This window comes from Neobacillus sp. 19, assembly GCF_049463095.1.
Taxonomy (GTDB): Bacteria; Bacillota; Bacilli; order Bacillales; family Cytobacillaceae; genus Neobacillus.
In genome coordinates, this window is the sequence record NZ_JBMPZU010000073.1 from 15,618 (window position 1) to 41,286 (window position 25,669).

Genomic DNA, 25,669 nt, shown 5'->3' on the forward strand with positions numbered 1-25,669 from the left:
TTAACCACATCGGGGGCAGGCTCTTGTTCTGTGCATTTACTTATTTTTATAAAAGCGGTCTCTGACTCTTTTCAACCTGGCATGATACTTTAGAATGTCCAGCCTGGCTTTTTCTGCTTCTGGTGCAATTGGCCGAAGCTTTTCCAGCTCCCAATAATCAACAATCACATCTAAAACCTGATCAAAATATTCCAATGGGCCATAATTTGCCTCTTTTGCAATAATGGACATCCGATCTTCAAAATCGGGCATTACTGTCCCTGGCATTTGAAAGTTCATAATAACATTTCCCAAATGGTAACAGTAATTAGGCTCTAATTGCAGATGGAATTTAATCACATCCCTGTAAAAGGCATAATGCAATGTTTCATCCTTTGCTAGCCGCCGGAGCAAACTAGCCAAATCCTTATCATGCTTTCCGGCCACTTTCGCTACATTATTATAAAACACCATAGTTGCCAGTTCTTGCAAAGATGTATAGACCATGGTTTCAAAAGGTGTATGGTAATCCGGATTCCAGCCATTCTCAACTGTTTGTTTATGTAATTGGCGAAGACGCTTCGGATCGACATTACGTGTGATTAAAAGATACGTTTCAAGAAGGTTTGAATGTTGGTCTTCTTCCGCTGTCCACGTATGAACAAAATCTTTAATAACTGTTAAAGAGCCTTTAAAGGTTTGATCCAGATGAGAGGTGAACCAGGGCAGGTTTACTTCCGTTAAAAGCGCTGTTTCAACTGCAGTTACAATGGATGCCGGAAGTGTGACCTGACTTTCATCCCACGGAACACGCCGGAAGTCCTTTGCCTTATCCCATGGCAAGAAATCATGGTAACCCCAATCTATTTTTTCAGCCCGCTTTTTATGTTCTTCATATAATTCTATAAGTTTAGGCTCTAACCGAAAGTCCAAATCATTTGTTAACAACATAACCCCTCCATTCGCGTTGATCATTTGTTTCCATATTTTAATGAAATTTCTTTTTAAAAGGTTTGGATATTACTCCTGAAAACTATCCTCAAATCAACTTTATTTTGTTATATCTGATATTAGTACCTGTTACCAATTTAATTATAGCACAACTATTCTGATTTTAACTAATAGTAGGACCTTTCATATTCCTAGGTGCCCGATATTCCAGGTCACCACTTTCTTTGAGGAAATGCATGATCGCTTTAGTGTCGGGCAGATTTTCTTGGTTTTTGTTATAATGAAATGGATTTTGGTTTTATACATAATGAATAGAAAGGCTGTATATATGAAAAAGAAATTAGTATATATGGGAGTTGGAATTCTTGTTGTGTTCCTGCTGCTTTTTAGCACTTATAAATTAATGAATTCGAGAACCTTCCAGTTATTTGGCGGTCTGACGGATCAAGTGGAGACGGACCAAAAGGTAGTAGCATTAACATTTGACGATGGGCCGACACACAATGTCGATCAAATCCTGCCACTTTTGGATCAATACCACGCAAAGGCGACCTTCTTTCTTATCGGGAATGAGATAGAGAACAATCCGGAAGCGGCTAAGCAAATTGTCGACGCAGGCCATCAAGTCGGCAATCATACCTATTCTCATAAGCGGATGATTTTTAAAATGCCTGCCTATTATAAAGAGGAAATAGAACAAACAGATCAATTGATTCGTGATGCCGGTTTTACTGGAGAAATAGATGTGCGTCCGCCAAACGGGAAGAAACTAGTAGGATTGCCCTACTTTCTTAATAAACATAATAGAGACACCATCACATGGAATCTTGAACCGGACACCTTTTACACTAGTGCGGCTGACAAAGTGGAATATGTAAAGAATCAGGTAAGCTCCGGATCGATTATTTTGTTGCATCCGATGTATGATCAAACCGGGGAGGAACTTAAGACCATTGAAGGGATTCTCCAAGCACTTACCGAAGAAGGATATAACTTTGTAACAGTAAATGAACTTCAGGACTTAGATGGACGTAAATGAGCCGGCGAATGTTGTAGTTGGAGGGAAGTGCGTTGTAGACCAATCCTACATTGGGGTGGGGGCTTAAAAATACACGAAACCCCTACGTAGACCACTCATACATCGGGATTGGAGCTTAAAATTTCGCCAAACCCCTACGTAGACTGCTTCTACATCGGGGGTTGGACTAAAAATTCAATCAAACATCGAAGTAGACAGGCTCTACTTCGATGTTGAGGCCCAAAATCCAAACGAACCTCCAAGTAGAATAATACTAGATACATCTTTTAAATTGCACTCGGCCCATAAAACGCCCAGTAAATCCCCCTCATTGGTACATCCCCACCTTTACAATTCTACCACTGTAGTAAGCTATTTATTGGTGTCAGGCACCTTTTACAACTCTGCCACCGTACCAAACTATTTATTGGTGTCAGGCACCCTCACTTCAAATGTGCTTCCTTTTCCAACAGCACTGGTTACTTTTATCGTTCCTTTATGTGTGTCTACTATCCATTTGGCGATGGAGAGGCCTAATCCGTGTCCGCCGGCCTGTCGTGAACGGGATTTATCTACCCGGTAAAAACGTTCAAAAATCTTCCCAAGGTCCTCTTTTTTAATACCAATTCCGGTGTCTTGAACGACGATATATAGTTCATTCCCCTTTTTGGAGAGACCGAGCTTCACTTCCCCTCCGCTTTGGGTGTATTTTATTGCATTGTCTAATAGAATATATAGCAGCTGTGATAATCTTTCATGATCCGCAGCAACTTGCAAAGAAGATGGCGAAGACAGGCCAAGCTTTATTTGTTTTGCAGCAGCCAACGGCTGGACAGATTCCAGCGCCTTTTCCGCCAGCGGCCGAAAGTCAAACACTTCGGTTCTAAGCTCGATTGTATTGGAATCAGAACGTGCTAGCGTTAATAAATCAGTAACTAAATGGGTCATTCTCTTTACTTCCTGCCTCATATTCGTGAGTAGTTTCGCGATCATTCCCCCTTTTTCCAGCTCAATTGTCATTTCCATCGCATCTATCGAAGACAACAACACACTTAAGGGTGTCCGCAGTTCATGCGAGGCATCTCCCACAAATTCACGCTGTCTTTTAAATGCACTACTAATAGGAATCATTGCTCTTTCGGACATCTTCACACTAATAATTAGGGCGATACCTATAAATAAAATCCCTAATACTGCAAATATGATGATTAGCCAGCTAAATAGCTGATAAATAAATGAAATGTCCTTTCCTACATACAGCTCTCCGACGAATTGACCTTTATAGTAAAGTGATTGTCTCGCAATCATCAGGCGGACATCTTGATCCTCATTAGGAGAATGAAATTCCCCTTTCCTCCCCCCGCCATTCGGAAAATTCCTAACCCGCAATGTTTCTTGACGAACTTCATTACCCTTCCGGAATCCAGCGCTCACAAGGCGCAGCAAATCTGGGCGAAAACGGGGATTCGTCTCACTCCCCATTAGCATTTCTCCATTTGAATCGACGACATAATAGAAAAATTGATTCACACCCGCAAACACAACCTCTTGATTTTGAAATCCACGAAGGTCACCTTTGTTATTTTCCCACAAATCATTTTCAATGAATCTAGCTTCCTGATTCACCAATGTTTGCAGTTCGTGTTCCTCATTTTTTAAAATCACAACATATAGAACCGAATACACAATGACAATAAAAAGGATTAGAAATAAAATCAGCAATCCACTATAAATTCGAGTTAATCGACCTTGAGTGTTTTTAAACACATCTTTCTCCCTATGGTTGATGAATAAACGAAAGAATGAAAGAAAATTAGTGTTCAAGCTTATAACCTACCCCTCTAATACTTTGAAGTAGATCTTGCTTACCAAAAGCAACTAACTTCTTTCGAATTAATTTCACCGTTGCATCAATGGTTTTAGGAGCAATATCGGCATCATAGCCCCAAATCCGCTCAAGAATAACCTCGCGCGGCAGCACCTGTCCCTTATTTTGCACCAATAAATCCAATAGCTGAAATTCGCGGGGGCTCAGCTGAACACTCTCATTTCCCAAACAAACCATATGGCTTAACCGATTCAAAACTAAATTATCAATCCGGATTTCCTCTTCCAAAATCGGTGCATAATTGCGGCGGGCAAGTGCACGTAAACGGGCCAAAAGTTCATCAATTTCAAACGGCTTCACCAGATAATCATCTGCACCTGAATCCAATCCCTCAATCCGGTCTTGCACGGTATCTTTAGCAGTCAGCATTAAAATCGCACCGGAATAGCCATGTGTTCGCAGGCGACGGCAGACATCCACCCCACTCTCATTCGGCATCATCCAGTCCAGAATTAACACATCATAATGAGAATAATCGGCATAATCGTAGGCGTCTTCACCATCCATCACCCACTCGACCTTGTAACCGGCCTTCTTTTTCAGCATATATATGATTAATTCGCCCAGGCTCTGATCATCTTCTGCTAACAAAATGTTCATCTCTCACGAACCCCTTTAAATTCAAGTTAATTGGGGGTTTTTTAAAAAAATGCTCCCCGTCAACTCGAATCCTACCATTACAATCTTAACGTTAACTTAAGAAATTGTAACAGCAGCTTAAAAACAAAAGAAGCACCAGGTTTATTACTGGGGCTCCCTTTCCTAGCTATCTCTACTTAACTTAGAGTCACTTTTTCATTTTTAAGTTTTTCAATTTCACGATGTAAATCTTCCTCGTTGACATAGTTTTGAAGGACCGCATCATGCTGGAGTAATGGACTTGCAAACTGACTGCCAGCTTGCACTTCCGCCTCCATCATTAATATTTTATCCTCTGCCCGGGCTACTCCTCTCAAGATATTGTCTGTCTGGAAGGAAACCGTTGCCTTCTGAATTTGTTTCATCGACTGCGCCACATTTGCCCGAGAGGCTAAAAGGATTTTCCTCTGCTGTAATTCGCGATAGGTTTCTTGCAGATCAGCCAACTTTTCTCGAAGGGTTTCTGTCTGTCCTTTTATCACATCATATTGCTGCTCGTAGAAACTTAACTGCTTTTCTTGGTTTAACTTTTCTTGTACTGCCAGTTTTGCTATCGAATCATCGCCTTGATCAATAGCAAGCTTAGCCTGACGGGTTCTTTTATCGACTAATTCCTTCGTTTCGAGAATAAGGGCAGCCTGTTTATTCTCAACAAAAATTTGCCGGGATAATGCTCTTTGGGCCTTTGCCATTTCCTGCTCCATTTCACGTGAGTATTCGTTTAACAGTGCAATTGGATCTTCTACTCCATCAAGCAAACTATTGATATCAGCCTTCGCAATTGTTTTTAATCTTTTAAAAATACCCATTTTATAAACTCTCCTTTTTTGTTGTTATATTTTTTTCCCACTGATCTAACATACGTGCATTTTGATTCAAAAACGGTTGGTGTGAACTCATTAACGATGTATCAATAAACTGCTGCATTGAAGCAGCTTTTGCTTTCCTTCTTAGCCATTTCACTACTAAAACCAAAATGACGATTCCGATTACTAGGAACAGCAGGGTTCCAAGCCAATGAAATCCGCTGCCTTGATGGGGACCGTTCATCATATGCTGCGGCGGTCCAAAATCGCCATGCTGCCTCATGCCGCCCGGTCCTCCAGGTCCATGGCCATGCCGTCCTTCGGCAAAGGCGCTGGTACCTCCTACAAAATAGTGGATAACATTAATGAACAACATCATGGTAGTGATAGCAGCACCCCAAAAGATCCCTTTTTTCACTCTAGCATTCATCACTTTATTCCTCCTTTCGTTCTTGATGATTGAAGTGTATAAAAGAACGGTGAAAACTTGGTGAAAGATTAACTAGAGATTAAAAAATTTAATAGAAATAGAAAAAATAAAAGAAGCAGCCGCTAAAACGACTGCTTCGAAACATGCAATTTAGTAATCACTCATTACAGTGGTGTGCTGTTCTTTTGTTTCCTGTTTCCGTATGAAATGGACGAGCCCATAAACTAATGGTGTTGTTAGGATGGCTGCTGCAAACTTAAAGATATACTGAGTTAGAATCAAGCTTCCCAGGATAGCGATTGGCATTGTTCCATAAAAGGCAATCGTGATAAAGATTGTTGTATCAATCAACTGGCTCAGCATTGTGGATGCATTATTGCGAAGCCATAGCTTATTCTGACCATGACGTTTTTTTAATTTATTAAAAACAAATACATCCAAGTTTTGGCTGATTGCATAAGAAATTAAACTCGCTAGAATAACCCGAAAACTTCCATTTAAGATCGTTTCAAATTCCACTTGTTCTTTAAATACAGGTGCGGCCGGGAGATGAATCGTAATTATTATGAAAATTAAAGCAAGGATTTGCATAATCAGTCCCGCCTGAACCGTTCTCCGTCCTTCTTTTTTTCCATACACCTCGACGATTACATCAATGAGAGGATAGGTAAAAATATACACAATGACTGCTGCAGGCAGTATGGCAAAATCCCCGATGCTAAAAAGCTTAACCGCAACGATGTTCGCCAAAATCAACAGCCCTACAAAAATTCCATTTAAATAAAAAATCATTTTCTTCCTGCCTCCCTTAGCGATTATCAACCTTTTCTGGATAAAGGTCATGGTTCATCAACCGGTAGCTGGCCATTTCCTCATACTTCGTTCCAGGCTTCCCGTAGTTACACCATGGGTCAATGGAAATTCCTCCTCTTGGAGTGAACTTACCCCATACCTCAATGTAGCGCGGATCAAGCAATTTAATTAAATCGTTCATGATGATATTAACGCAATCCTCGTGGAAATCGCCGTGATTCCTAAAGCTGAAAAGATACAGTTTCAGAGACTTGCTCTCGACAATTTTTTGATCCGGAACATATGAGATATACATTGTCGCAAAATCCGGCTGCCGGGTCAGCGGGCAAAGGCTCGTAAACTCCGGGCAATTAAACTTTACAAAATAATCACGCTCTGGGTGCAGATTGTCTACTGACTCCAATACCTCGGGTGCATAATCAAATGAATAGGTCGTCCCTTGATTCCCTAATAATGTTAAATCCTTTAATCCTTCTGTAGGCTTGCGGCCAGACATAAAAAAACCCCCTAGTAAGAAAAGCGCAAGCGCCTTGATCAGCCCCGACAAGCACAAGACGAGCCGGCCGAAAGGTTGCTTTTTAACCTTTTGGACGGATTGGCTTGTGACCTCGAGGGGCTAGGCGCTGGAGCTAGACATAAAAATGTGTTCCCACACTTTATCAAGAGAGTTTCAGCCAAAGATCCTATACAAACTTTCGGGATAAAAAACAAAAAAGCCATGTCCGTTATGGACATGGCATAGAGTCATGTATCCATAGTTTTTTATAGAGGGTATCAGCTATGAACCTCTCCCGTTTAAGTACGGGTATTCGTTTCCCTATTATCATAAAGAACTGTTTCTAAAACGTCAAACAAAAATTTACCTCCGGAAACTATTCCAGACAGTTAAACAACGTATTCCTGGTATTTTTCAAAATCATCTTGATTGCATTCCATCGTTAACTTGGTGCCATTGTCTTCGTGGCTCGTTGAAAGTACATTTGCATTCTCATTCAGGTAATTTATGAGGCGGCCTTCATCAAATGGAATCAGCATTTCACAATGGATCGGATGTTTAAAAATCTGCGCACTGATCACATCGACTAATTCCTCTATTCCTATTCCTTGTTTAGCAGAAAGATAAACGCTTCGATCCTTCACCACAGGAAATTCAACATCGGCTATGTCCGACTTATTATAAGCAATAATCGTTGGGATTTGATTGATTCCCATCTCTTTTAACGTATGATTTGTTACATTAATGAGATTTTCAACATACGGACTTGAAAAATCAACCACATGGATGAGCAAATCTGCCGTTGCCGCTTCCTCCAATGTTGAACGAAATGCTTTTACAAGGTGATGCGGAAGCTTATCCACAAAACCAACTGTATCAGAAAGCAAAAACGGCTGGTGATTGGCAAGCTTTATTTTTCTAACGGAAGTATCAAGTGTTGCAAATAACATATCCTTCTCAAACACATGTTTCGTTGGTGATTGATGTGACCTTCGGAGCATGGCATTCATGATTGTTGATTTGCCGGCATTTGTATAGCCTACTAAGGAAATGAGCGGAATGCCGCTTTTTTTCCGTTGGCTGCGCCTCGTTTCCCGCTGCGAGACAAGCGTTTCTAGTTCTTTATTTAAGTCGGCAATCTTTGCTTCAATTTTCCGGCGGTCCAGTTCTAATTTTGTTTCACCGGCACCTCTATTTTTCAAACCAACGCCACCGCCTTGACGCCCCAGGGATTCCCTTGAGCCAATGATTCGCGGCAGCAAATACTTAAGGCGTGCCACTTCCACCTGCTGCTGCGCTTCTCTCGTTTTGGCTCGTTCGGCAAATATATCTAAAATTAACATTGTCCGGTCAATGACTTTTCGATCAAGCCCTTCTTCCAGATTCCGAATTTGCGTTGCCGATAATTCATCGTTACATAAGACTACATCTGCATCAGTCTCTTCCAGGATCCGTTTCGCTTCCTCGATTTTACCAGTACCGATATAATGTGATTTATTGATGCGATTTAAATTTTGCGTAATTTCGGTGACAACTTCGATTTCACAGGCAGCTGCCAGGTTCTCCAATTCCTTCATCGAATAAGAAAAATCAGCTTGATGATTGATATTGACACCAACAATAAGCGCTTTTTGATTTTCTCTCATGAGTAAATTCCTCCTTTTTTAAAAACAGACAAAAAACACAGACGACCTGCCTGTGCAAAGTAAAGGGATGAATGCATCACGAAAGATGCCCAAAAGGGGCCAAAAACTAATCTTGGCTGGGGAGAAAGTAGAAGGTATGGGAAAAAAGCATTTCTCATATCCCGTATTTTATTTTTATAGACAGCAAAAAAGAGGGCCGACTCGCCCCCTTTTTTCACTTACCGTAAAATAAAGGTTTCCTTAAAAAAGGCAGACCAATCCCATTTACTCTGCACAGCCGGCAGAGATTTGAACGTATTCAATTAACGGTTCAAAATTTGGAATCGCAATCTGCAAAAATACACTAGGAAAACCTCCATTTCTCTATAATTACTTAAATCATAACATTACCAGAAATGGAAATCAATGGATTCCTTGCATTCAAGGACTAATTTTTATTTTTCCAGACAATCTGATACAAATCATGCCGTCTGTCGCGTGATTGACGCATCGAGCTGGAATTTCGCGAGCGTCTTAATGAGTATCCCCATACCTTTATATTAGGGGTTTCGAAAGAATAGGCTTTAATAGCCCATTGTCTTTTCACGGGCTACCACAAGTCCCGCTACCACATCAGGCCAAGGCCTTCAGCTTTGCTTTTTTTCTCATTATGATGATTTCTTAGGAGCTTGAAGGAAATGTTTTCTTTCAAGTCCTTCAAAGGCATCCTTTACATGTTTGCGGACAATATTAAAGGCGCCATTTACATCCGCATGAATGAGAACTTTTGAGCCTTTTATCTTATAAAAAGCTCTACTACATCGATACCCACTAAAATTGGGATGAATTTCATCTCCGAATGTCGGGATTGGATCCTGATCCAAGAAGCTAGACTTACTGGTGTAGCTTTCTTCACGGTCGATGACTTGAATACCTTGACGTTCGGCCTTGAATCGAATCATTTCTATGAAAGTTGCATACGGAATTTGAATGAAAGTTTGCTTATCAGACTTTTTCATTTCTGCTCCCGATTTCCAACCAACATTTCTTCCTATGATGATGGTATCGATCGTTCTTTCTAAGGCAACCTCCACCACTTTTGCGCTTGCTTTATGTAAAAAGTCCATGACGCGGTTATTCCTTTTTCGATCCAAGGAAATCAGCCGGTTGGTGTTATAGATCCCTTCTTTTGGACCCTTTCCATTTCTTATAATACACATGTATTTAGCTCTTAATTTGTTATAGTATTGATTGGTTGATTTTAGCCCTGTGCCCTTGATAAGCAGAGGTTTCAGCCCCGTGTTATCGACGATAGTTGCAAGGTTATCAACACCTAAATCAATACCTATTACCCGTCTTGGGGTAAAAATAAATTCATTTTTTTGTTTATCCGTTCGTTTGATTTCCTTTTCTTGTTCACCTTTAAAAACGATCTCTAATACATAGCGGCCATAGGACGGTACAATCCGAACCTGTTGTAATTTTCCTTCAGAAAGAGAGATTTTCCCCACGTTTAGTTGAAGATGGGTTCCTGGTAATTTTAGTATATTCCCATCTTTTATTTCAGTAATTTGATTCGTCAAATAGCACGTTGTTCGGCCATTTTTAGGTTTATATTTTGGAATCTTAGGCTTACCGGAGAAGCTGGCAGGATTGAGTTTATATTTCTTAGAGGCTTCAAAATAGCTTTTCCAATCATCATAAACTTTCCTCATCGTTTGTTGATTGGACTGAGAGGGCATTGAGGTGTAATCAATCTGGTTCATGACCTTGAATAGCGCTTCTACAAAGGTATATCCTATGAATGATTTCTCTTGGGTTGGCATTTTGAAGAGTTTCAACTTTGGTTCTATAATTTTGCCTTTTTTGTCTACCTTCCTAGGTCTTGCTTTTGCTTTTTCATAGCTTTTTAGACGAATATCATTCATTTGTGGTAAATGAGTTTCAATATCCCTTAACACTTGAAGTTGATTTTCATTTCTTATTTCTTTTCTTACCGATGTGTATACTTGACGAATATAGTAATTGGTGATGTTGTACAAATTTTTCGCCTTAAAACATAGAGAATCACAGTATTCAAACAACTCATGTTGAGGATGAATTTGTATTTTATAGGATCTATACACCGTATTCACCTCCTTCCACCAAGGAACATGTGTTCTAAACATAATTTAATTATACCAGATTACACCAAAAAGTATAGTAAGTTATTTGGTTTTCAATAAAAAAAATAACAAAAAGCAGCTTATATTCCCATATCTCAAAGTTAGGGGTTTTACGCTGCTTTTGGATAATATTCAACCTGTCTGCTAAAATCCTGAAGCGAATCAATCTTTTTCATCATGTACTGGACCGCACAGATTCTAACAGGGAAGGCGGTCCGGTAAATCCGTTTACTCTTCGGCCGGTAATCGACATTGTTCCATTCCATTAAGGTTGCCGCCGAAGCAGATGCTTTGTCATCTGGAAGATAACTTGTATTAATCCGTTTTATTGTAAAACCCTGCAGAAGCTGAAAGGATAACACGGGGTCATAGATGCTGTGCTTTTCCACAGCTTGAACATATTCACGTGCCGTCATTTCATCCTTATATTTGTGATAATTGGGGATTCGGCCGCCGATAATGATGCTTTGCAGATTTAAGCGAACGGCCAGTTCTTTCCGAGCCTCGTAAAGACGATGTCCCAGTTTCATCCGGCGATATTCCGGATCCACCATCACTTCGATTCCGTATAGATTGAATCCGTCGGGGTCATGATTGGTGATATATCCATTGTCCGTGATTGTATCCCAGGTGTGCTGGTCGTCATATTCGTTAAAATTAACAATTAGACTTGAACAGGAACCGACAATTTTATCCTCAAATTCTACACAAAACTGCCCCTCAGGGAAGATGCGAATGTGACTAAGCAGCTGCTCCCGTTTCCATGGATCCATATTCGGAAAGCAGGTTTTCCCTAGTGCAATAATTTCATCAATGTCATCCAAGCGAATATTGCGAATAATAATTTTCTTTTCATATTTGGACATATCCGTATCTGGCACACGCTCACACCCTTAACTAAATAAAAATATACATCATTAAGGTTCCCATTTTATTAAGAAATTAAGTACTTTCCCAACAAATAGAAGCGAGGAGCATCAAAATGTGCTCCTCGCTTTTTAACACCCTTATTTAGCATCTCGGCGCGACTTTTAGCATTTCCACCTTGAAGGACTCGAGCCGTTTATCATCCTCGCACAATGAACAGGCAAGTTTTTCGACTGACCCCTCCTAATTCGAATTAAGAATTTACTTTTTCCGTTTTAGTTGCCTTCTTTAAATATGACCGCCATGTAATGCACCATTTTTCCGGATTTTCGAAATAATCCTGCTCATCCACACGATGGATTGTGCTATTATGCGGGGCATGCTTCACCTTTTCCGGATTTGTGTATGCTTCGTGTGAGATATGTGTTAATGACGCGATGTACTCATCTAAATCGGCTTTTGAAAGGGATTCAGTCGGTTCCAGCGTAAACGGCTCAGGTACAACAAATGGATGATGACTTGACCAATAATGATGGGCAAAATCAGCCATACGGCGGGAAATATCATCTGTTGTGACACCTGTATCTTTCGTTAACTGCTCCCAGCTATAACGAACCTGCTCAAGTCTTTTTCCTTTGATGTAGGGTGCATCGGCGCCTTGAATAGTAAGTATTTTATGGTATAAATAATTGTTATTTAACACAGCAATTTTCGCTACATCCTTAAGACCTTCGGCACCAAGGGCCCTGATCCATGCATAGGCACGCAGCACAGTTTGAGGAACCCCTTGAAATGACCGGACTTTCCCAATGCTATGTTTCAAGTTATCAATCAAATGATAGCTATCACCCTGCTTTTCAACTAACGGTCCCGGCATAAATTCCTTTAACTTTTCCACGACACCCAATGCACCAGTTGCTGGTCCGCCACATGCGTGTGGGGTTGAGAAGGTTTTATGAAGGTTAAAGAAGCACATGTCAAAGCCTGCCTCTTTCGCTCTTGTGATGCCTAACAAACCGTTTGCATTCGCTTGGTCATAATAGCAGATTCCCCCAGCATCATGGACGATTTTAGTAAACTCTTTTATTCTTGGGTTATAGATTCCTGTATCTTCGGGATTAGCGACTACAAAACCTGCTGTTCTTTCGGAAACGGCCGCTTTTAGCTTCTCAATATCTGGGAAGCCGTCTTGATCAGGATATAATGTAATAATTTTATAGCCCTTTACGGCAGCAGTTGCCGCTTGTGATGGATGGGAAAAAATCGTCGTGATGATTTCATTCCGCTGCTCTCCCTCACCATTGGCATCATGATACGCCCGAACAATTGACGCCATCGTAAATAATGATTGTGTCCCACTTCCTGGTTGAAAACTAAAGAAGTCCATACCAGAAATCTCTCGCATGCATAAATCTAATTTGTGCGTAACTTCAAGCATTCCCTGGACAGTTCTTTCATCCTGCAATGGATGCAGCTCAGACATTTTCGGTGAAGAGGCAAACATTTCATTAATTTTAGGAGAGTATTTCATCGTGCATGTTCCTTGCCCAATTTCTACATTAAAGGCGGCTCCTAATGTTTCTTGTGATAGACGTAAATAATGGCGCAGCACTCTATTTTGCGAGATTTCAGGTAATTTCGGAGTCTTTTTTCTGACCATTTCCAATGGTATAGCTGAAACTCCATCGCCGACATTGTTTGTAATTTCTTCTTCAACAGGAGGGAGCGTGACTCCTCGTTCGCCGCTTTTATGGAGTTCAAAAATAATGGGCTCATCCCATTTTGCCTGATGATAATTTCTGACTTTATGATCCCGGTTAATTTTTTGCATGTACACCATTCCTTTCTTCCCTTATTTTCAATTGATTCCACACAATCTTGAATGGTACTTACTAAGCGATCGATGTCTTCTTTTGAATGAATTTCCGTTATACAAAATAATGAACACTGCCCTAATTCCGGGAACTCCTCCGATAAGTCTTTGCCCCCAAAAATGCCATGGTCTAATAAATATTGGTTTATTTCCTTCACTGATTTTCCTGTATGAGAAAAGTCCACAACGAACTCTTTAAAATTTGTGGATACAAATCGGGATGCCACAACGTTCGGAATGTTCTCCAGTTGCCCCATCGCATATTGGGATTTTTGCATAATCGATTTACCGAGCTCATACATGCCATTTGGTCCTAGTAAGGAAAGATATACACCTGCTGTAATCCCCCATAATGCGGTTTGGGTTCCAACCGACTCTTTCCCTTTTTCTCTAAGGGCAAAAGATGTTCGATCATAGAATACATCTCCAAACCCATACTCTCCCTCGACCACTGTAGGGGCAATCCCAAAAAGCCGCGATGGATATTCTTGAATAAAAGTTACATCATCATGTGTAGCGATAAAGCCCGACTGACCGCCGCCATAATTCATATGCATACCAAGCGGCTGCAGGTCACCGCATACAATATCAGCCCCATAACGACTTGGAGGCTCAAGGACTCCCAAAGAACTCGGATCAACTCCGACGATCGTAATCGCTTTAAAGCTTTTTGCCAGTTTACTAATCTTTTGACCTTGTGTTTCAATAAATCCCAAATAGGAAGGGTTTTCAAAATAGACAGCAGCCGTGTTTGCTGACAGCTTAGCTTTAAGATCGTTCATATTGATTTGACCAGAATCCTCTTCATAGTCCACGAGAATACAGTCAATATGCGGTGAGCAATAGTTTTTAATTATTTTCAAGCGATCTGGTGCAATGGTTTTCGGTAAAAGGACTTCCTTTCGTCCCGTAATCCGGTTTGCCATTCGGATGGAGGTGGCTGCTGCTTGTGCCCAATCAAAGGTCGGGACATTGACAACATCCATATCTACTAATTCTGCCATCAAACTTTGATACTCAAATAATGCTTGATATCTGCCATGATCTTCATATGGGTCCCCGGCATAGGCCGTTAAAAATTCCGCCCGTTGATTCACTTCATCGCACACGGCCGGAACATAATGATTCCAACAGCCAGCCCCTAAAAAGTTTAAGTATTCTTTCGTATTAATGTTTTTATTTAAAATTCCTTCGATATATCTCCTAAGCTCAAATTCTGAAAGTGCCTTAGGAATATTCATTTCTTTCTTATAATGCAATTCCTCCGGTATACCGTCGAAAAGCTCATCAATTGTTTTTACACCAATCTCCCTTAACATCTCTTCCTGTACTTCTGGAACTGTATTCGGAATATATGGATGCGCTGTGTTCTTTAAATTATTCATCATGTTTTCTCCTCCAAACTCGTTTTAGGCTAAACCCCCGCCATCTACTGTTAATACTGTGCCCGTGACCCACGACGCCATATCACTTGCTAGAAATAATACACCCTTTGCAATATCATGAGGTGTTCCAATCCTTTCAAGCGGCCGGCCAACTGCTGACGATGCTAGGAATGATTCTTCGTCAAATTGTAATTGTTTTGCTTCATCTCGTAATAACGGTGTATCTGTGTCACCAGGACATATGCAATTGACACGGATATTTTGTTTACCATGATCGATTGCCATTGCCTTTGTTAAGTTGACTACACCCGCTTTCGCTGCACAGTAAGAAGCGGCTGCATCCCCGCCTTTCAGCCCCCAGCCGGATCCGGTATTGATAATACTCCCTCCGCCATTTTTAGCCATCAGCGGAATGGAATATTTCGATAATAAAAACACACCCTTTAAAGAAACATTCAAAACTAAATCCCATTCTTCCTCATGATGATCGACTACATTTTTCCTCTTAATGACACCTGCATTATTGAAGAGAATATCGATTCTCCCAAATAATTCTTCTGCCTTTTCAACGGCATTTTTACATTCATTATTCGATGTAACATCACACCGAATGAACACTGCTTCCGAACCATTTTTAGCAATTTCATCTACCGCTTTTAATCCTTGCTCTTCATTTATATCAAGCAAGGCTACACGGACATTGGCTTCGGCCAAAAGTTTGGCCGCTGCCAATCCGATTCCAGATGCTCCGCCGGTCACCAATGCCACTTTTCCATCTAATTGCATTAATTCTTCGTAGTTAATCATTAGTAAGAAACACTCCTTTACTACTTTTCGCCTTTATTTTCCTGCTGACTGTTGAAAAATTCACGCTAGTTCCCCGCCATCAATGGGAATATGCTGGCCGGTGATATAGGCGGCCTCCCGAGATGCTAAAAAGGCATACAGACCCGCTACTTCTTCTGGAAGAGCATGTCTTTTTAAAGGAATTTTTTCGTTCACTTGTTCCAGCATCTCTGGGGTATATTCTGCAATTTGCATAGGTGTTAAAACATATCCCGGGCAGACGGTATTCACCCGAATTGTCGGTGCAAGCTCTAATGCCATTGTTCTGGCCAAGAGATTGACCCCTGCTTTCGATGCATTGTAATCAGCATAATATGGATGTCCCACCAGTCCATTCGTTGAAGCCGTCATCAAAATAACCCCATTCCCTTGGGAAAGCATGCGTTTAGCAGCTTCCTGAGCGGTATAAAAAATCCCATCGAGATTAATTCCGAGTACTCTTCTCCACTGTTCTGGTGTGATATCGATAAACTTAGCCCTAGCACTAATTCCAGCGTTCGCAATCAGGACATCTACTCCGCTCATCAAAGAATCGATTTTCTCAAAAGCATCCTTAACTTCTTGCGCGTTACTGACATCGGCTGTTATTCCATGCTTAATTCTTGGGTATTCCTTGAGAGTACTCTGAATTCGTTCTTCATTAATATCCAATATCGTGACAACTGATCCTTCTTCGGCGAACCGAATGGCAGTGGCGAGACCGATTCCGCTTGCTCCGCCTGTGATAACTACACGTTTATCTTGAAGACTGTCTGAATATTTTCCTGTGTTCAAATCATCATCGCCTTTCCTTTATTAAAACGAAGTTGGCAAAACGATTGTTTAGCCTTTTGTAATGGTTTCGTCAGCTAAAAGCTGGGCCGTTTGCTTGCTATCCATCCCCAATAATCTGCAGATTACTTCATTTGTAAGATTCGGCACTATTTCGGTAGAATACAGTATTTCCATTCGTTCATAGCGATTATGGGCATCATAGCCATATGGACCGATATTGACAACAGGTACATTAATCTCACGAATTGCTTCATAATTTACGTAATGTTTTGTACCCCACCCTGGATTGTTTTCAGAAACAGCACGAATCCCTTCCTCATCATCACTTAATGCAACACAACTCATATCACATACATATGGGAAGTAATTTCTTGTCACAATGGGATGTGGATAGTGTGGCTGCACAGTTTCAACAGCATCATCCAATGCCTTCAGCAAATTTTGTTCCCGTTCATTTTTCCCAGTCATCTCAATACGAGGTGAATAAAGGGACGAATAAAACATGATGATTGCCGGGCTCTTGTCTTTCATCCAGTTCCATTCTTCTTCCACGACCCGTGCTGCGAACATTCTTGTATCAAGCGTATTATCTAATAGAAGCTTTGTTTTAAACTTTTCCATATGCTGCAAAAAGGTCTCACCATGCTGATCGACAAGGAGCTTTTGCATATCCTCGTAAATAATGACCCTCGGTTTCCATGGCAATTCGGAATAGTGCTGTCCACTGCGTTCACAATATTTTCGATGCCTCTCTGCTAATTTACTTAACGCATGATTAAACGCCAGTTCTGCTTGATCCTTAAGCTTAATTAAGACATCTTTCGGCGACCAAGAGTGGATAAAGAAATTAAAATAAACATAGGCAGATAAGGCTGTTTGTATCGTATATGTCGGCTTAAAATCTGTTTGCTTTAAGGAAACGGGCGGGACAGTGGTTTCTCCTAATGATTCATCACATAAATCTGGATTGTAGCTTATCTGCCTGGTCAGCTCTGCTGCAAGATAGTTCGGATCCAACCCTTCAAAGCAGGAACCTGCATGAGTTTCAGAACCGGTAATGAAGAAGGAAGGGAGCAGTTTACCGACTGTCCCTTTATAGATATATCGGTTCCGATCCCCCTCAAATCTTGGTGCAACGAAATCCGAGTTGATCAGTGCCAGATAATCCAATTGATGTTCATCTCTCCACCTCTTTAAATCTCCAAGCGCTGATAAAACGCCATGGGAACTATCTTCTTCATCACACTCCGCTAAAAAAACAAGATTTCCAGATAATTTCTCAGGGTGCTCGGAGTAGTATTTTAATAGAAAGAAATGGCTTGCTACACCGCTCTTCATGTCTAAGACTCCTCGGCCAAAATGCCACTGGCCTGAATCTAAGTGCTCTTTTACAAGGGGCGGGATCGTTTCATTAGACAGCGCTTTCATTAATTCATCTGGAAAGCATGCCTTGTCTTTTAATTTTCCGTAATCCTCAATTCCAACCGTATCCATATGCCCCATTAAGATGATGGCTTTATTACTCTTCTCCTTCGTCCCTTTCACCAATGCCAGGACATTATACCTCTCGATTTCATCATGTTCTGTTACCGACTTGATCACATAGGAGGGGTTTTTTTGAAAATAGGGCAAGGATCCTATCTGTTGATACAAGCTGTTAGCCATATCGATCTCACCAATGGTATTAACAACACTTTCCACTTCTACTAATTCATTTGTTATTTTTAATACTTCTTCGCGACTAGAAAGCATATCATCTTACGCTCCTTAAATATATTTAAAAAAGGTTTTTAGTAGTTTTCATTCGAATGGCATTCTTACTCTATAAAACTTGTTGTAAAAATCGTCGTGTCCGTTCATGCTCTGGCTTGGTAAAGAAGACAGAGGGGTGGCCCTCCTCAATCATTTGTCCATCTGCCAGCATTATGACACGGTCGGCGACTTCCCTTGCAAACCCCATTTCATGTGTAACAATTACCATCGTCATTCCATCTCTTGCCAAACTCTTCATCGTCTCCAGCACTTCGCCAACAAGCTCTGGATCTAAAGCAGAGGTCGGCTCATCAAATAACATTACATCAGGTTCCATTGCCAGCGCCCTGGCAATGGCCACCCTTTGCTTTTGGCCCCCGGACAATTGTTCAGGATATTGTTGTGCTTTATCTGCCAGTCCTACTTTTTCCAAGAGCTTTGTCGCTTTCTCGATTGCATCCTGCTTACTTATTTTCTTTACATGGATAGGTGCCTCAATCACATTCTCCATTACGGTCATATGCGGGAATAGATTAAAGTGCTGAAAGACCATCCCCATATTTTCCCTTACTTTATTTAAATCAGTTTTGTTTGTATCAATTAATTGTCCATTGATTTCAATTTCACCGCTATTTTTAATTTCAAGAAAGTTAATGCACCTTAATAATGTACTTTTTCCTGAACCGCTGGCCCCAATCAGTACGACTACTTCTGATTTCTTAATTTCTAATGAAATATTTTTTAAAACCTCTAATCCATCAAACGCTTTGCATAGCTTTTCCACTTTGATCAAAACGTTTCCCTCCCCTGCTCTTTCCTACATCTAACTTCTTCTCGATCTTATTAACGATTATGGTAAAAACAAGAACGAGGAATAGATAGTAAAGTCCAACAACAAAATAGGTCTCAAACGGCATGTAGTTCTCAGCCTGGGCGGAGAGAGCGTTGTTAAACAATTCTGTAACAGCAATGTAAGCTACAAGGGAAGAATCTTTTAATCCGATAATAAATTGGTTCCCCAATGCTGGAATTGCTCTTTTAAATGCCTGAGGAAGAATAATACGGCGCATGGAAAGTGTGTATGGCATCCCTAAGGAGCGAGCCGCCTCCATTTGTCCACGGTCAATCGATTGAATAGATCCCCGAAAAATTTCAGCTATATAGGCACCAGAGTGAATTCCCAAGGCAAGTGCACCTGCGGTAAAATCATTTAACACGAGCACGCTTGATATGCCATAATACAAAAACATAAGCTGGACAATCAAAGGAAGCCCTCGAACTAGAAAAATATAGGTATCGGCTATTTTTTCTAGAATGGTAATGTTAGAAACCTTGAAAAAGGCAAATATCAAACCGATTACCATAGCTATCAATAAGGATACAGCCGTAAGTTCCACAGTAGTCACGGTCGCTTTTAGAAATGCCATTCCATGGGTTTGGAAAATAGAAGCAATACTTTCGATAAAATTCATAGTCACTTGTACCCCCTTAGGAAAATCGACTGTAACAAATCACTAAGCATTACTTTTCCAGGAGATTCTTGCCAAACCATTTCACGCTTATCTTTTCATACGTTCCATCGTCAACCATTGACTTAATTGCTTCGTTTATCTTTTTTAGAAGGACTGGATTGTCCTTATTAACCGCAATCGCAATTTTTTCTTCTTGTAGGATTTCGTCAACATCCTTAATTTTCAATCCTGATTCTTTCATAGCGGAGATTCCAACGATTTTATCCGTTATAACTGCATCCACACGGCCTGGTCCAAGGTCTTGCAGGGCATAGACATCACTTGGATAATTTTTAATATCTTTTGTATATTGTTCGGCAACTATCTTATACGTGCTTGCTTGCATTACCCCTATTCTTTTATCCTTCAAGTCATCTTTCGTCTTCAACGTATCATTGGAGTCCGCTACAAAGATTTGTGCGCCGGATATATAGTAGGGATTTGTAAAATCTACCTGTTTCGCCCGTTCTTCCGTTGCTGTCATACTTCCGATAATCGCGTCATATTTCTTTCCTTTCAATCCTTGTATAATCGTTTCCCATGGGTTTGTTACTGGATTAGCCTCTAACCCAACCCTTTTCGCGATTTCATTGCCGATTTCAACATCAAAACCAACAAGTTTTCCTCCGTCTTTATAATTTAACGGTTTAAGCAAACCACTCATGGCAAATGTTAATTTCCCATCGTTGACCAAATCCATTTTCTCATCCTTTACTTCCTTCTTCTCTGATCCATTCGATTTACTTGAACTGCAGCCGCTTAAAACAAAAAGGAACATTAAACCTACAATGATAGCAATAGACATCTTCTTCATTTCATTCACCTCTTATAATTAGTTTTATAACATTCGGTCTTACGTTTGATTCCGTTTCTTCTTCCTGAAAGGATCCAGCTCCGCCATGTTCTGTTTCCATACGGACAAAATCAAGCATCCAATGGCATAATTCATGGTCCACGGGCTCCGATATTACCTGAACGTTCCTTCCAGTTTATCTCGTGAAAACGATGGACTTTGCTTCTCATTTGCGAATCAAACCTCCTTTCTTCCCCATTCGTTTCCCTCCAAAATTTCAGTAAGTGCTTCAATCAATGAGTCGATATCATCTCGTGTATGAAGTTCTGTTACGCTGTATAGGGCAGATTGACCTACCTCAGGAAAATCCATGGATAGATCCTTGCCTCCAAGAACATTCTTTTCTAGTAGTCTTTCATTAATCACTTCCACAGACAGACCCGTTCCATTAAAATCAACAATAAAGTCTTTTAAAAAAGGTGAACTAAATCTAGCACCTTTTACACCCGCTATTTTATTTAGTTCCATTACTGCATATTGACAATTTTGCATAAGGGTTTGACCTATTTCGTACATTGCATTCTGACTAAGCAGCCCCGTTGAAACGGTTCCAACCAAGTGGGGAGGAAACTCATTAATATACTTCTCTTCATCCCTTACGGCAATAAATCCCACTTGTGTTTCCCTGTCCTTCCAATGCATCCCAGACAGACGGAGATCTCCGCAAACAATATCGGCACCATAGCGACTTGGGGAGGCTAGTACCCCCAATGAAGCAGGATCAACGTTAACAACTTGCAGTGCTCTATGTTCCCTAATCATGTCAGCCACTTCACTACCCTGCGATTCAATCGATCCTAGATAGGTGGGATTTTCGAAATAGACCGCTGCTATATCACTGGATAATTTTTTCTTCAAATCTTCTAAATCTAACAGGCCAGTATCTTTGTCGTAAGCAATAACAACAAAATCTAGCTCTGGTGAGCCGTAATATCTAATGATGTTAAATCTTTCCGGGGATACTATTTTTGCCACGAGGACCTTCTTTCTCCCTGTAATACGGGCAGCCATTCTAATCGCTATGGCTGCTGCTTTGCCCCAATCAAAGGTAATAATCTTCAAAATTTCCATATCTATAAACTCTGCTAGTAACCTTTGAGATTCTAACAATATCTGCAGCTGTCCTTGATTCCAAAGATGTTCACCAGCAAAAGATGTTAGGAATTCCGGCCCTAGATCTCCTTCGTCACAAACAGCCGGTATTTTGTTCTGCCAGCAGTCCGCATAAATTTCCGGTACTATTCCTTCATTTTGTCCAGATACCATATTTTGCAAGTTAGGATGTACCTTTTTTGTCATATGAATACCTCCTATTTCCGTAAGCATGTCAATGAACTATATTGCAATAAATGTGCCAACCTAATAAATGCATAAAACTCAGGAAGTTCACCTGAAAGAATGATTTTTATTTGCCATTATTGGCAAATAGTTGACAGATTCGCAATATTTGGAATATTTCTATATAATAGATAACAAGACCTATATCAACCTTGTAGACTTCCAACCACTACTTTTTTCTCTTAAGCGACCAAAAACTCTGAAAGTGAAAAAACGAAGGGAGGGCTTATATTGCCTTCAATCATGTCTATCACCAAGGTTATTCATACATTTGCCGAGCTTTTAAAGATAGAAATTGCCTTTTTCAATAATGAGGGGGTTTTAACTGCCTCGACAGAAGAATATAGGAGAAAGAAAGGGAACCGGGTGCATCAGGCTTTTTTTCAAAAGCTATATGAAAACCCTGTTAAATTTGTACATAAGCCAGGTCATACGAATATGTGCCGGGGCTGTCATTTCCAAAATAAATGTCCTTCAACAGCAGAAATTGTTCAGAATTTAACGGTAAACAATACCCATTACGGTTATCTTTCATTCGTAAGTTTTACCGAAGATGGTCAAAAAAATTTGATTGACCGTCAAAAGGAATATAACTACTGGATTACTAAATTAATGGATATTATTACGATCATCCTTCTTGAAACCGGCGGGGTACCGAAAATAAGGAGAAGACATGAAAAAACCGACTATATTATTGGAAATAGTTTGGAAATGCAAAAAATAAAAGAGCTGCTGAAAAACATCAAAAACAGCACTTCTTCGATTGTGATTACGGGAGAGACTGGAACAGGGAAAAGCTTATTGGCAAAGATGATTCATGAACAAAGCATGTTTCAAAAGGGAGATTTTGTGGAAATAAATTGTGCGAGTATTCCAGAATCTTTATTTGAAAGCGAATTGTTTGGTTATGAAGAAGGAGCATTTACTGGTGCAAGAAAAAGAGGAAAACCGGGTTATTTCGAGCTAGCGGATAAGGGAACGCTTTTCTTAGATGAGATTGCAGACCTCCCTATCCATCTCCAGCCAAAGCTTCTAAAAGTATTGCAGGACGGTTTAGTACAAAGAATAGGCGGGACACTGCCCAAAAAGGTAAATGTTCGAATCATTGCAGCAGCGAATCAATCTTTGGAAGAACTGATGGAATTAAAACAATTCCGTTCAGACCTCTATTACAGACTAAAGGTAATTCCGCTCCATTTAACTCCATTGAGGGAAAGGAAAGAAGATATCGAGGAGTTACTCCCCTTCCTATTGGAAAAGCTGCAAATACGAACAGGAAAGTTCATTCAAACGTATAGCAAAAGTTATTTGAAGAGATTAAAGGAATATCATTGGCCTGGGAATATCCGCGAGTTGGAAAATGTCATTGAGTACAGCATGAATATCGAAAAAAGCACACAATTGACCGAATCGTCACTACCTGATTTCATAGGAAGGAAATCAAAATCGAGAATCCCTCACTCTATAAAGGAACGAGGAGTATTACAAGAGGCAGAAAAAGAGATCATCTTACAAAAACTCAATCAATATGGCTATGATCTTGAAGGAAAAAAGCAAGCAGCGAAGGAACTAAAAGTCAGTGTAAGGACATTGTATAGGAAAATGGAGAAATATAGTATATAGCGAATATTTAAAAGGGTGTCAGGCACTATGTGAAGAATTCACATGGTGGCTGACACCGTATTAACACTGTTTGCGTCCTAAATCTACTGCTGAAGTTAGTTCACTATTGAATGGCGAAATCCTGAATTTCAAAGTTAAATCTTCAAATTTACAACGATATTTTTCGAGCTGATTTTGACCGCAGGAATTACTGCCGAGACCATTTTGTTTGTAATCGAGATTTAAAACAACATAGTCACGCGGTTTCAAATCAATCGTATGCTTCGCTCGTTCTAAATCGCTAATTTCATAGTGTGATGCGCTAAAATCAAACGTTTCATCAGTGATGAAACTAAGCCCATTCGCATCATGATCTGTTAGACTGACCCAGTCACATTCAGAACGATTGCCGTTTTCCTGCGGTTTCACATAGTTCGTAAACAAGCCATCAACCGTCTGTCTGTATACGCCTAAATGATTCGCTTCTTTCGAATCCACATAACTTTCACCCGGTCCTCTGCCGCGCCATTGTATCTCGTCAAAGTCCTTATTTAAGCGCAGGTTCACCCCAAGGCGCGGAAGCATTACTGGTGCATTTTCCCTCACCCCGGAGGCAATACCGTTAACAGTACACACAATATCTCCATCAGGATAAATACTGTAATGATACTGAAGCTGATAGAACCACGAGCTGTTTGTTGTCCCGTAGAATGCATCGGTCTGCCACTCAAAAACCCCATCTTTCAACACATACTGGACGTCTTCCACGATTTCATGACCTAAGTGCATGAAGTATTTGGTACGATAATCCGAAAGCAAGTACATATCATTGTCAATCGGTGCGCGCCAGAAATTGAACTGCGGACCTTTTTCGATCTGAACCTTGCCGTTGCGAGTAACCTCTTTCATTGTCCCCTTGACGTGATCAAAAGTGACCGTAAAATCATTACCAGAAACCGTTACAATTGCACCATCTTTACGGACATGAAGCTTCCCCTCAGGATGTACCTTTGGCAATTTTCCCTTACCCGGAAGAACAAAGGAAGCATTCGCTAATTCATGCCCTTTTACGGCCCATGGCATATCTTGTTTTAAGGTATAGGAAAATACGAAATAATAATGGGCACCACTAATCCTTTCGATATCTTGTCCTGATCGCACCTGAATCTCTGCTGTTTCTCGTCCCGCAATCTTTGGCAGTTCCACCTTAAAGGACTCTAGCAGTTTATCATCTTCAAACAATGAGCAGGTAAGTTCTAAATGATCCAATGACAAGAAATCATAGCGGTTGATGAGACGGAATAATCCCTTCTTCATATCGATACATTCCGTTTGAACCGGTTCAATCACTTTCTTGTATTCTGCTAAACTAGGCGACGGCGTCCCATCCGGCATAATTAACCCATCGATACAGAAATTCCCATTTGTCGGATCATCGCCGAAATCCCCGCCATAGCGGTAGTAAACTGTGCCATCCTCCGCCACAGTCTCAATTCCGTGATCAAACCACTCCCAAATAAAGCCGCCTTGCAGTTTATCATATTTGTAAAATAAATCCTGATATTCTTTTAGATTCCCAGGTCCATTCCCCATGGCATGGGCGTATTCGCAGAGAATATGCGGCTTTTTTGTTTTCTCAATCACTTTGTCCATCGTCAGCCTGTCCCCATGCTCTTCAAGCCATGTGTACATGGTGCTGTAAACATCTGTAACTTCTGCTTCAAAATCTCCTTCATAATGAACAAGGCGGGTTGGGTCCATTTCCTTCGCCCGTTTGGCCATCGCCCTGAAATTACAGCCAAACGATGACTCATTTCCAAGTGACCACATAATAATACATGGATGGTTTTTATCCCGTGCAATCATCCGCTCTAAACGGGAAACATGTGCCGTTTCCCATGCTGGGTCGTCGCTGATCCAATCATATTTACCGGTTGAAGCGGCGCACGAAAAACGCGAAAGCGTTTCACGATAAATGCGAAAACGCCTATCTAGGCTGTTGGGTTTTGGGGTCGGAGTATCGGCGGCTGGATAACTGAACGAGTAGAGGACATAACA

At 40.7% G+C, this 25,669-nt stretch carries 21 protein-coding genes, 2 pseudogenes and 1 riboswitch; of the genes and pseudogenes, 2 read left to right on the forward strand and 21 right to left on the reverse strand.

The annotated features are described in order from the left end of the window. Positions 1-36 precede the first annotated feature (36 nt). On the reverse strand, positions 37-927 hold the full coding sequence (locus ACO1D1_RS23060) for an acyl-ACP desaturase (protein ID WP_149868580.1): 891 nt from the start codon (positions 925-927) through the stop codon (positions 37-39). A gap of 331 nt (positions 928-1,258) precedes the next feature. Between ACO1D1_RS23060 and ACO1D1_RS23065 the strand changes: the two genes are divergently transcribed. Next, the gene (locus tag ACO1D1_RS23065) at positions 1,259-1,969 is read left to right on the forward strand and encodes a polysaccharide deacetylase family protein (RefSeq protein ID WP_149872575.1); all 711 of its coding nucleotides are present in this window, start codon (positions 1,259-1,261) and stop codon (positions 1,967-1,969) included. 399 nt (positions 1,970-2,368) lie between these two features. On the opposite strand, the gene ACO1D1_RS23070 is transcribed toward ACO1D1_RS23065, so the two are convergent. From ACO1D1_RS23070 to ACO1D1_RS23160, 19 genes and pseudogenes are all read right to left on the reverse strand, one after another. Next, positions 2,369-3,715 (reverse strand): sensor histidine kinase, encoded by a 1,347-nt coding sequence (locus tag ACO1D1_RS23070; protein ID WP_423337287.1) that lies wholly within the window; start codon positions 3,713-3,715, stop codon positions 2,369-2,371. A 46-nt stretch (positions 3,716-3,761) separates the two neighbouring features. After that, complete coding sequence (locus ACO1D1_RS23075) at positions 3,762-4,436, reverse strand: response regulator transcription factor (protein WP_423337288.1); 675 nt, start codon at positions 4,434-4,436, stop codon at positions 3,762-3,764. A 176-nt stretch (positions 4,437-4,612) separates the two neighbouring features. After that, a complete protein-coding gene (locus ACO1D1_RS23080; RefSeq protein WP_423337289.1) occupies positions 4,613-5,284 on the reverse strand; it encodes a PspA/IM30 family protein in 672 nt (223 codons plus the stop codon). Between the two features lies 1 nt (position 5,285). Continuing rightward, complete coding sequence (locus tag ACO1D1_RS23085) at positions 5,286-5,714, reverse strand: hypothetical protein (protein ID WP_423337290.1); 429 nt, start codon at positions 5,712-5,714, stop codon at positions 5,286-5,288. 147 nt (positions 5,715-5,861) lie between these two features. Next, on the reverse strand, positions 5,862-6,503 hold the full coding sequence (locus ACO1D1_RS23090; RefSeq protein WP_423337291.1) for a queuosine precursor transporter: 642 nt from the start codon (positions 6,501-6,503) through the stop codon (positions 5,862-5,864). A 16-nt stretch (positions 6,504-6,519) separates the two neighbouring features. Then, positions 6,520-7,020 (reverse strand): preQ(1) synthase, encoded by a 501-nt coding sequence (gene queF / locus ACO1D1_RS23095; RefSeq protein WP_423337292.1) that lies wholly within the window; start codon positions 7,018-7,020, stop codon positions 6,520-6,522. 252 nt (positions 7,021-7,272) lie between these two features. Next, a riboswitch (PreQ1 riboswitch) is annotated at positions 7,273-7,319 on the reverse strand. Between the two features lie 90 nt (positions 7,320-7,409). Beyond that, on the reverse strand, positions 7,410-8,666 hold the full coding sequence (hflX, locus tag ACO1D1_RS23100) for a GTPase HflX (RefSeq protein WP_423337293.1): 1,257 nt from the start codon (positions 8,664-8,666) through the stop codon (positions 7,410-7,412). Between the two features lie 647 nt (positions 8,667-9,313). Next, on the reverse strand, positions 9,314-10,771 hold the full coding sequence (locus ACO1D1_RS23105; RefSeq protein WP_423337294.1) for an RNA-guided endonuclease InsQ/TnpB family protein: 1,458 nt from the start codon (positions 10,769-10,771) through the stop codon (positions 9,314-9,316). A 152-nt stretch (positions 10,772-10,923) separates the two neighbouring features. After that, positions 10,924-11,691: pseudogene (locus ACO1D1_RS23110) on the reverse strand (GNAT family N-acetyltransferase); the annotation flags it as partial. Positions 11,692-11,930: 239 nt separating this feature from the next. Then, positions 11,931-13,508, reverse strand: coding sequence for an aminomethyl-transferring glycine dehydrogenase subunit GcvPB (gene gcvPB, locus ACO1D1_RS23115; RefSeq protein ID WP_423337295.1), 1,578 nt, complete (start codon positions 13,506-13,508; stop codon positions 11,931-11,933). 38 nt (positions 13,509-13,546) lie between these two features. Further along, positions 13,547-14,935: pseudogene (gcvPA, locus tag ACO1D1_RS23120) on the reverse strand (aminomethyl-transferring glycine dehydrogenase subunit GcvPA); the annotation flags it as partial. Between the two features lie 24 nt (positions 14,936-14,959). Beyond that, positions 14,960-15,742: an SDR family NAD(P)-dependent oxidoreductase gene (locus ACO1D1_RS23125; protein ID WP_423337296.1), complete on the reverse strand. Its 783-nt coding sequence runs from the start codon at positions 15,740-15,742 to the stop codon at positions 14,960-14,962. 60 nt (positions 15,743-15,802) lie between these two features. Beyond that, positions 15,803-16,555, reverse strand: a complete 753-nt coding sequence (locus ACO1D1_RS23130) for an SDR family NAD(P)-dependent oxidoreductase (RefSeq protein WP_423337297.1) — start codon at positions 16,553-16,555, stop codon at positions 15,803-15,805. A 48-nt stretch (positions 16,556-16,603) separates the two neighbouring features. Continuing rightward, the gene (locus tag ACO1D1_RS23135) at positions 16,604-18,307 is read right to left on the reverse strand and encodes a M20/M25/M40 family metallo-hydrolase (protein WP_423337298.1); all 1,704 of its coding nucleotides are present in this window, start codon (positions 18,305-18,307) and stop codon (positions 16,604-16,606) included. 70 nt (positions 18,308-18,377) lie between these two features. Beyond that, the gene (locus ACO1D1_RS23140; RefSeq protein ID WP_423337299.1) at positions 18,378-19,100 is read right to left on the reverse strand and encodes an amino acid ABC transporter ATP-binding protein; all 723 of its coding nucleotides are present in this window, start codon (positions 19,098-19,100) and stop codon (positions 18,378-18,380) included. After that, positions 19,066-19,779: an amino acid ABC transporter permease gene (locus ACO1D1_RS23145; protein WP_149868566.1), complete on the reverse strand. Its 714-nt coding sequence runs from the start codon at positions 19,777-19,779 to the stop codon at positions 19,066-19,068. Before ACO1D1_RS23145 ends, ACO1D1_RS23140 begins: the two co-directional genes overlap by 35 nt. A gap of 49 nt (positions 19,780-19,828) precedes the next feature. Continuing rightward, complete coding sequence (locus tag ACO1D1_RS23150) at positions 19,829-20,632, reverse strand: ABC transporter substrate-binding protein (RefSeq protein ID WP_149868565.1); 804 nt, start codon at positions 20,630-20,632, stop codon at positions 19,829-19,831. Position 20,633: 1 nt separating this feature from the next. After that, positions 20,634-20,774, reverse strand: a complete 141-nt coding sequence (locus ACO1D1_RS23155) for a hypothetical protein (protein ID WP_423337300.1) — start codon at positions 20,772-20,774, stop codon at positions 20,634-20,636. Between the two features lie 74 nt (positions 20,775-20,848). Continuing rightward, positions 20,849-21,970, reverse strand: a complete 1,122-nt coding sequence (locus ACO1D1_RS23160; protein WP_423337301.1) for an aminomethyl-transferring glycine dehydrogenase — start codon at positions 21,968-21,970, stop codon at positions 20,849-20,851. A gap of 270 nt (positions 21,971-22,240) precedes the next feature. On the opposite strand from ACO1D1_RS23160, the gene ACO1D1_RS23165 reads away from it, so the two are divergent. Further along, positions 22,241-23,632 carry a sigma-54 interaction domain-containing protein gene (locus ACO1D1_RS23165; RefSeq protein WP_423337302.1) on the forward strand — a complete coding sequence of 464 codons (1,392 nt, stop codon included), beginning with the start codon at positions 22,241-22,243 and terminating at the stop codon, positions 23,630-23,632. 60 nt (positions 23,633-23,692) lie between these two features. On the opposite strand, the gene ACO1D1_RS23170 is transcribed toward ACO1D1_RS23165, so the two are convergent. Continuing rightward, positions 23,693-25,669, reverse strand: a 1,977-nt coding sequence (locus tag ACO1D1_RS23170; RefSeq protein WP_423337303.1) for a glycoside hydrolase family 2 TIM barrel-domain containing protein, incomplete at its 5' end; no start/stop codon positions are given.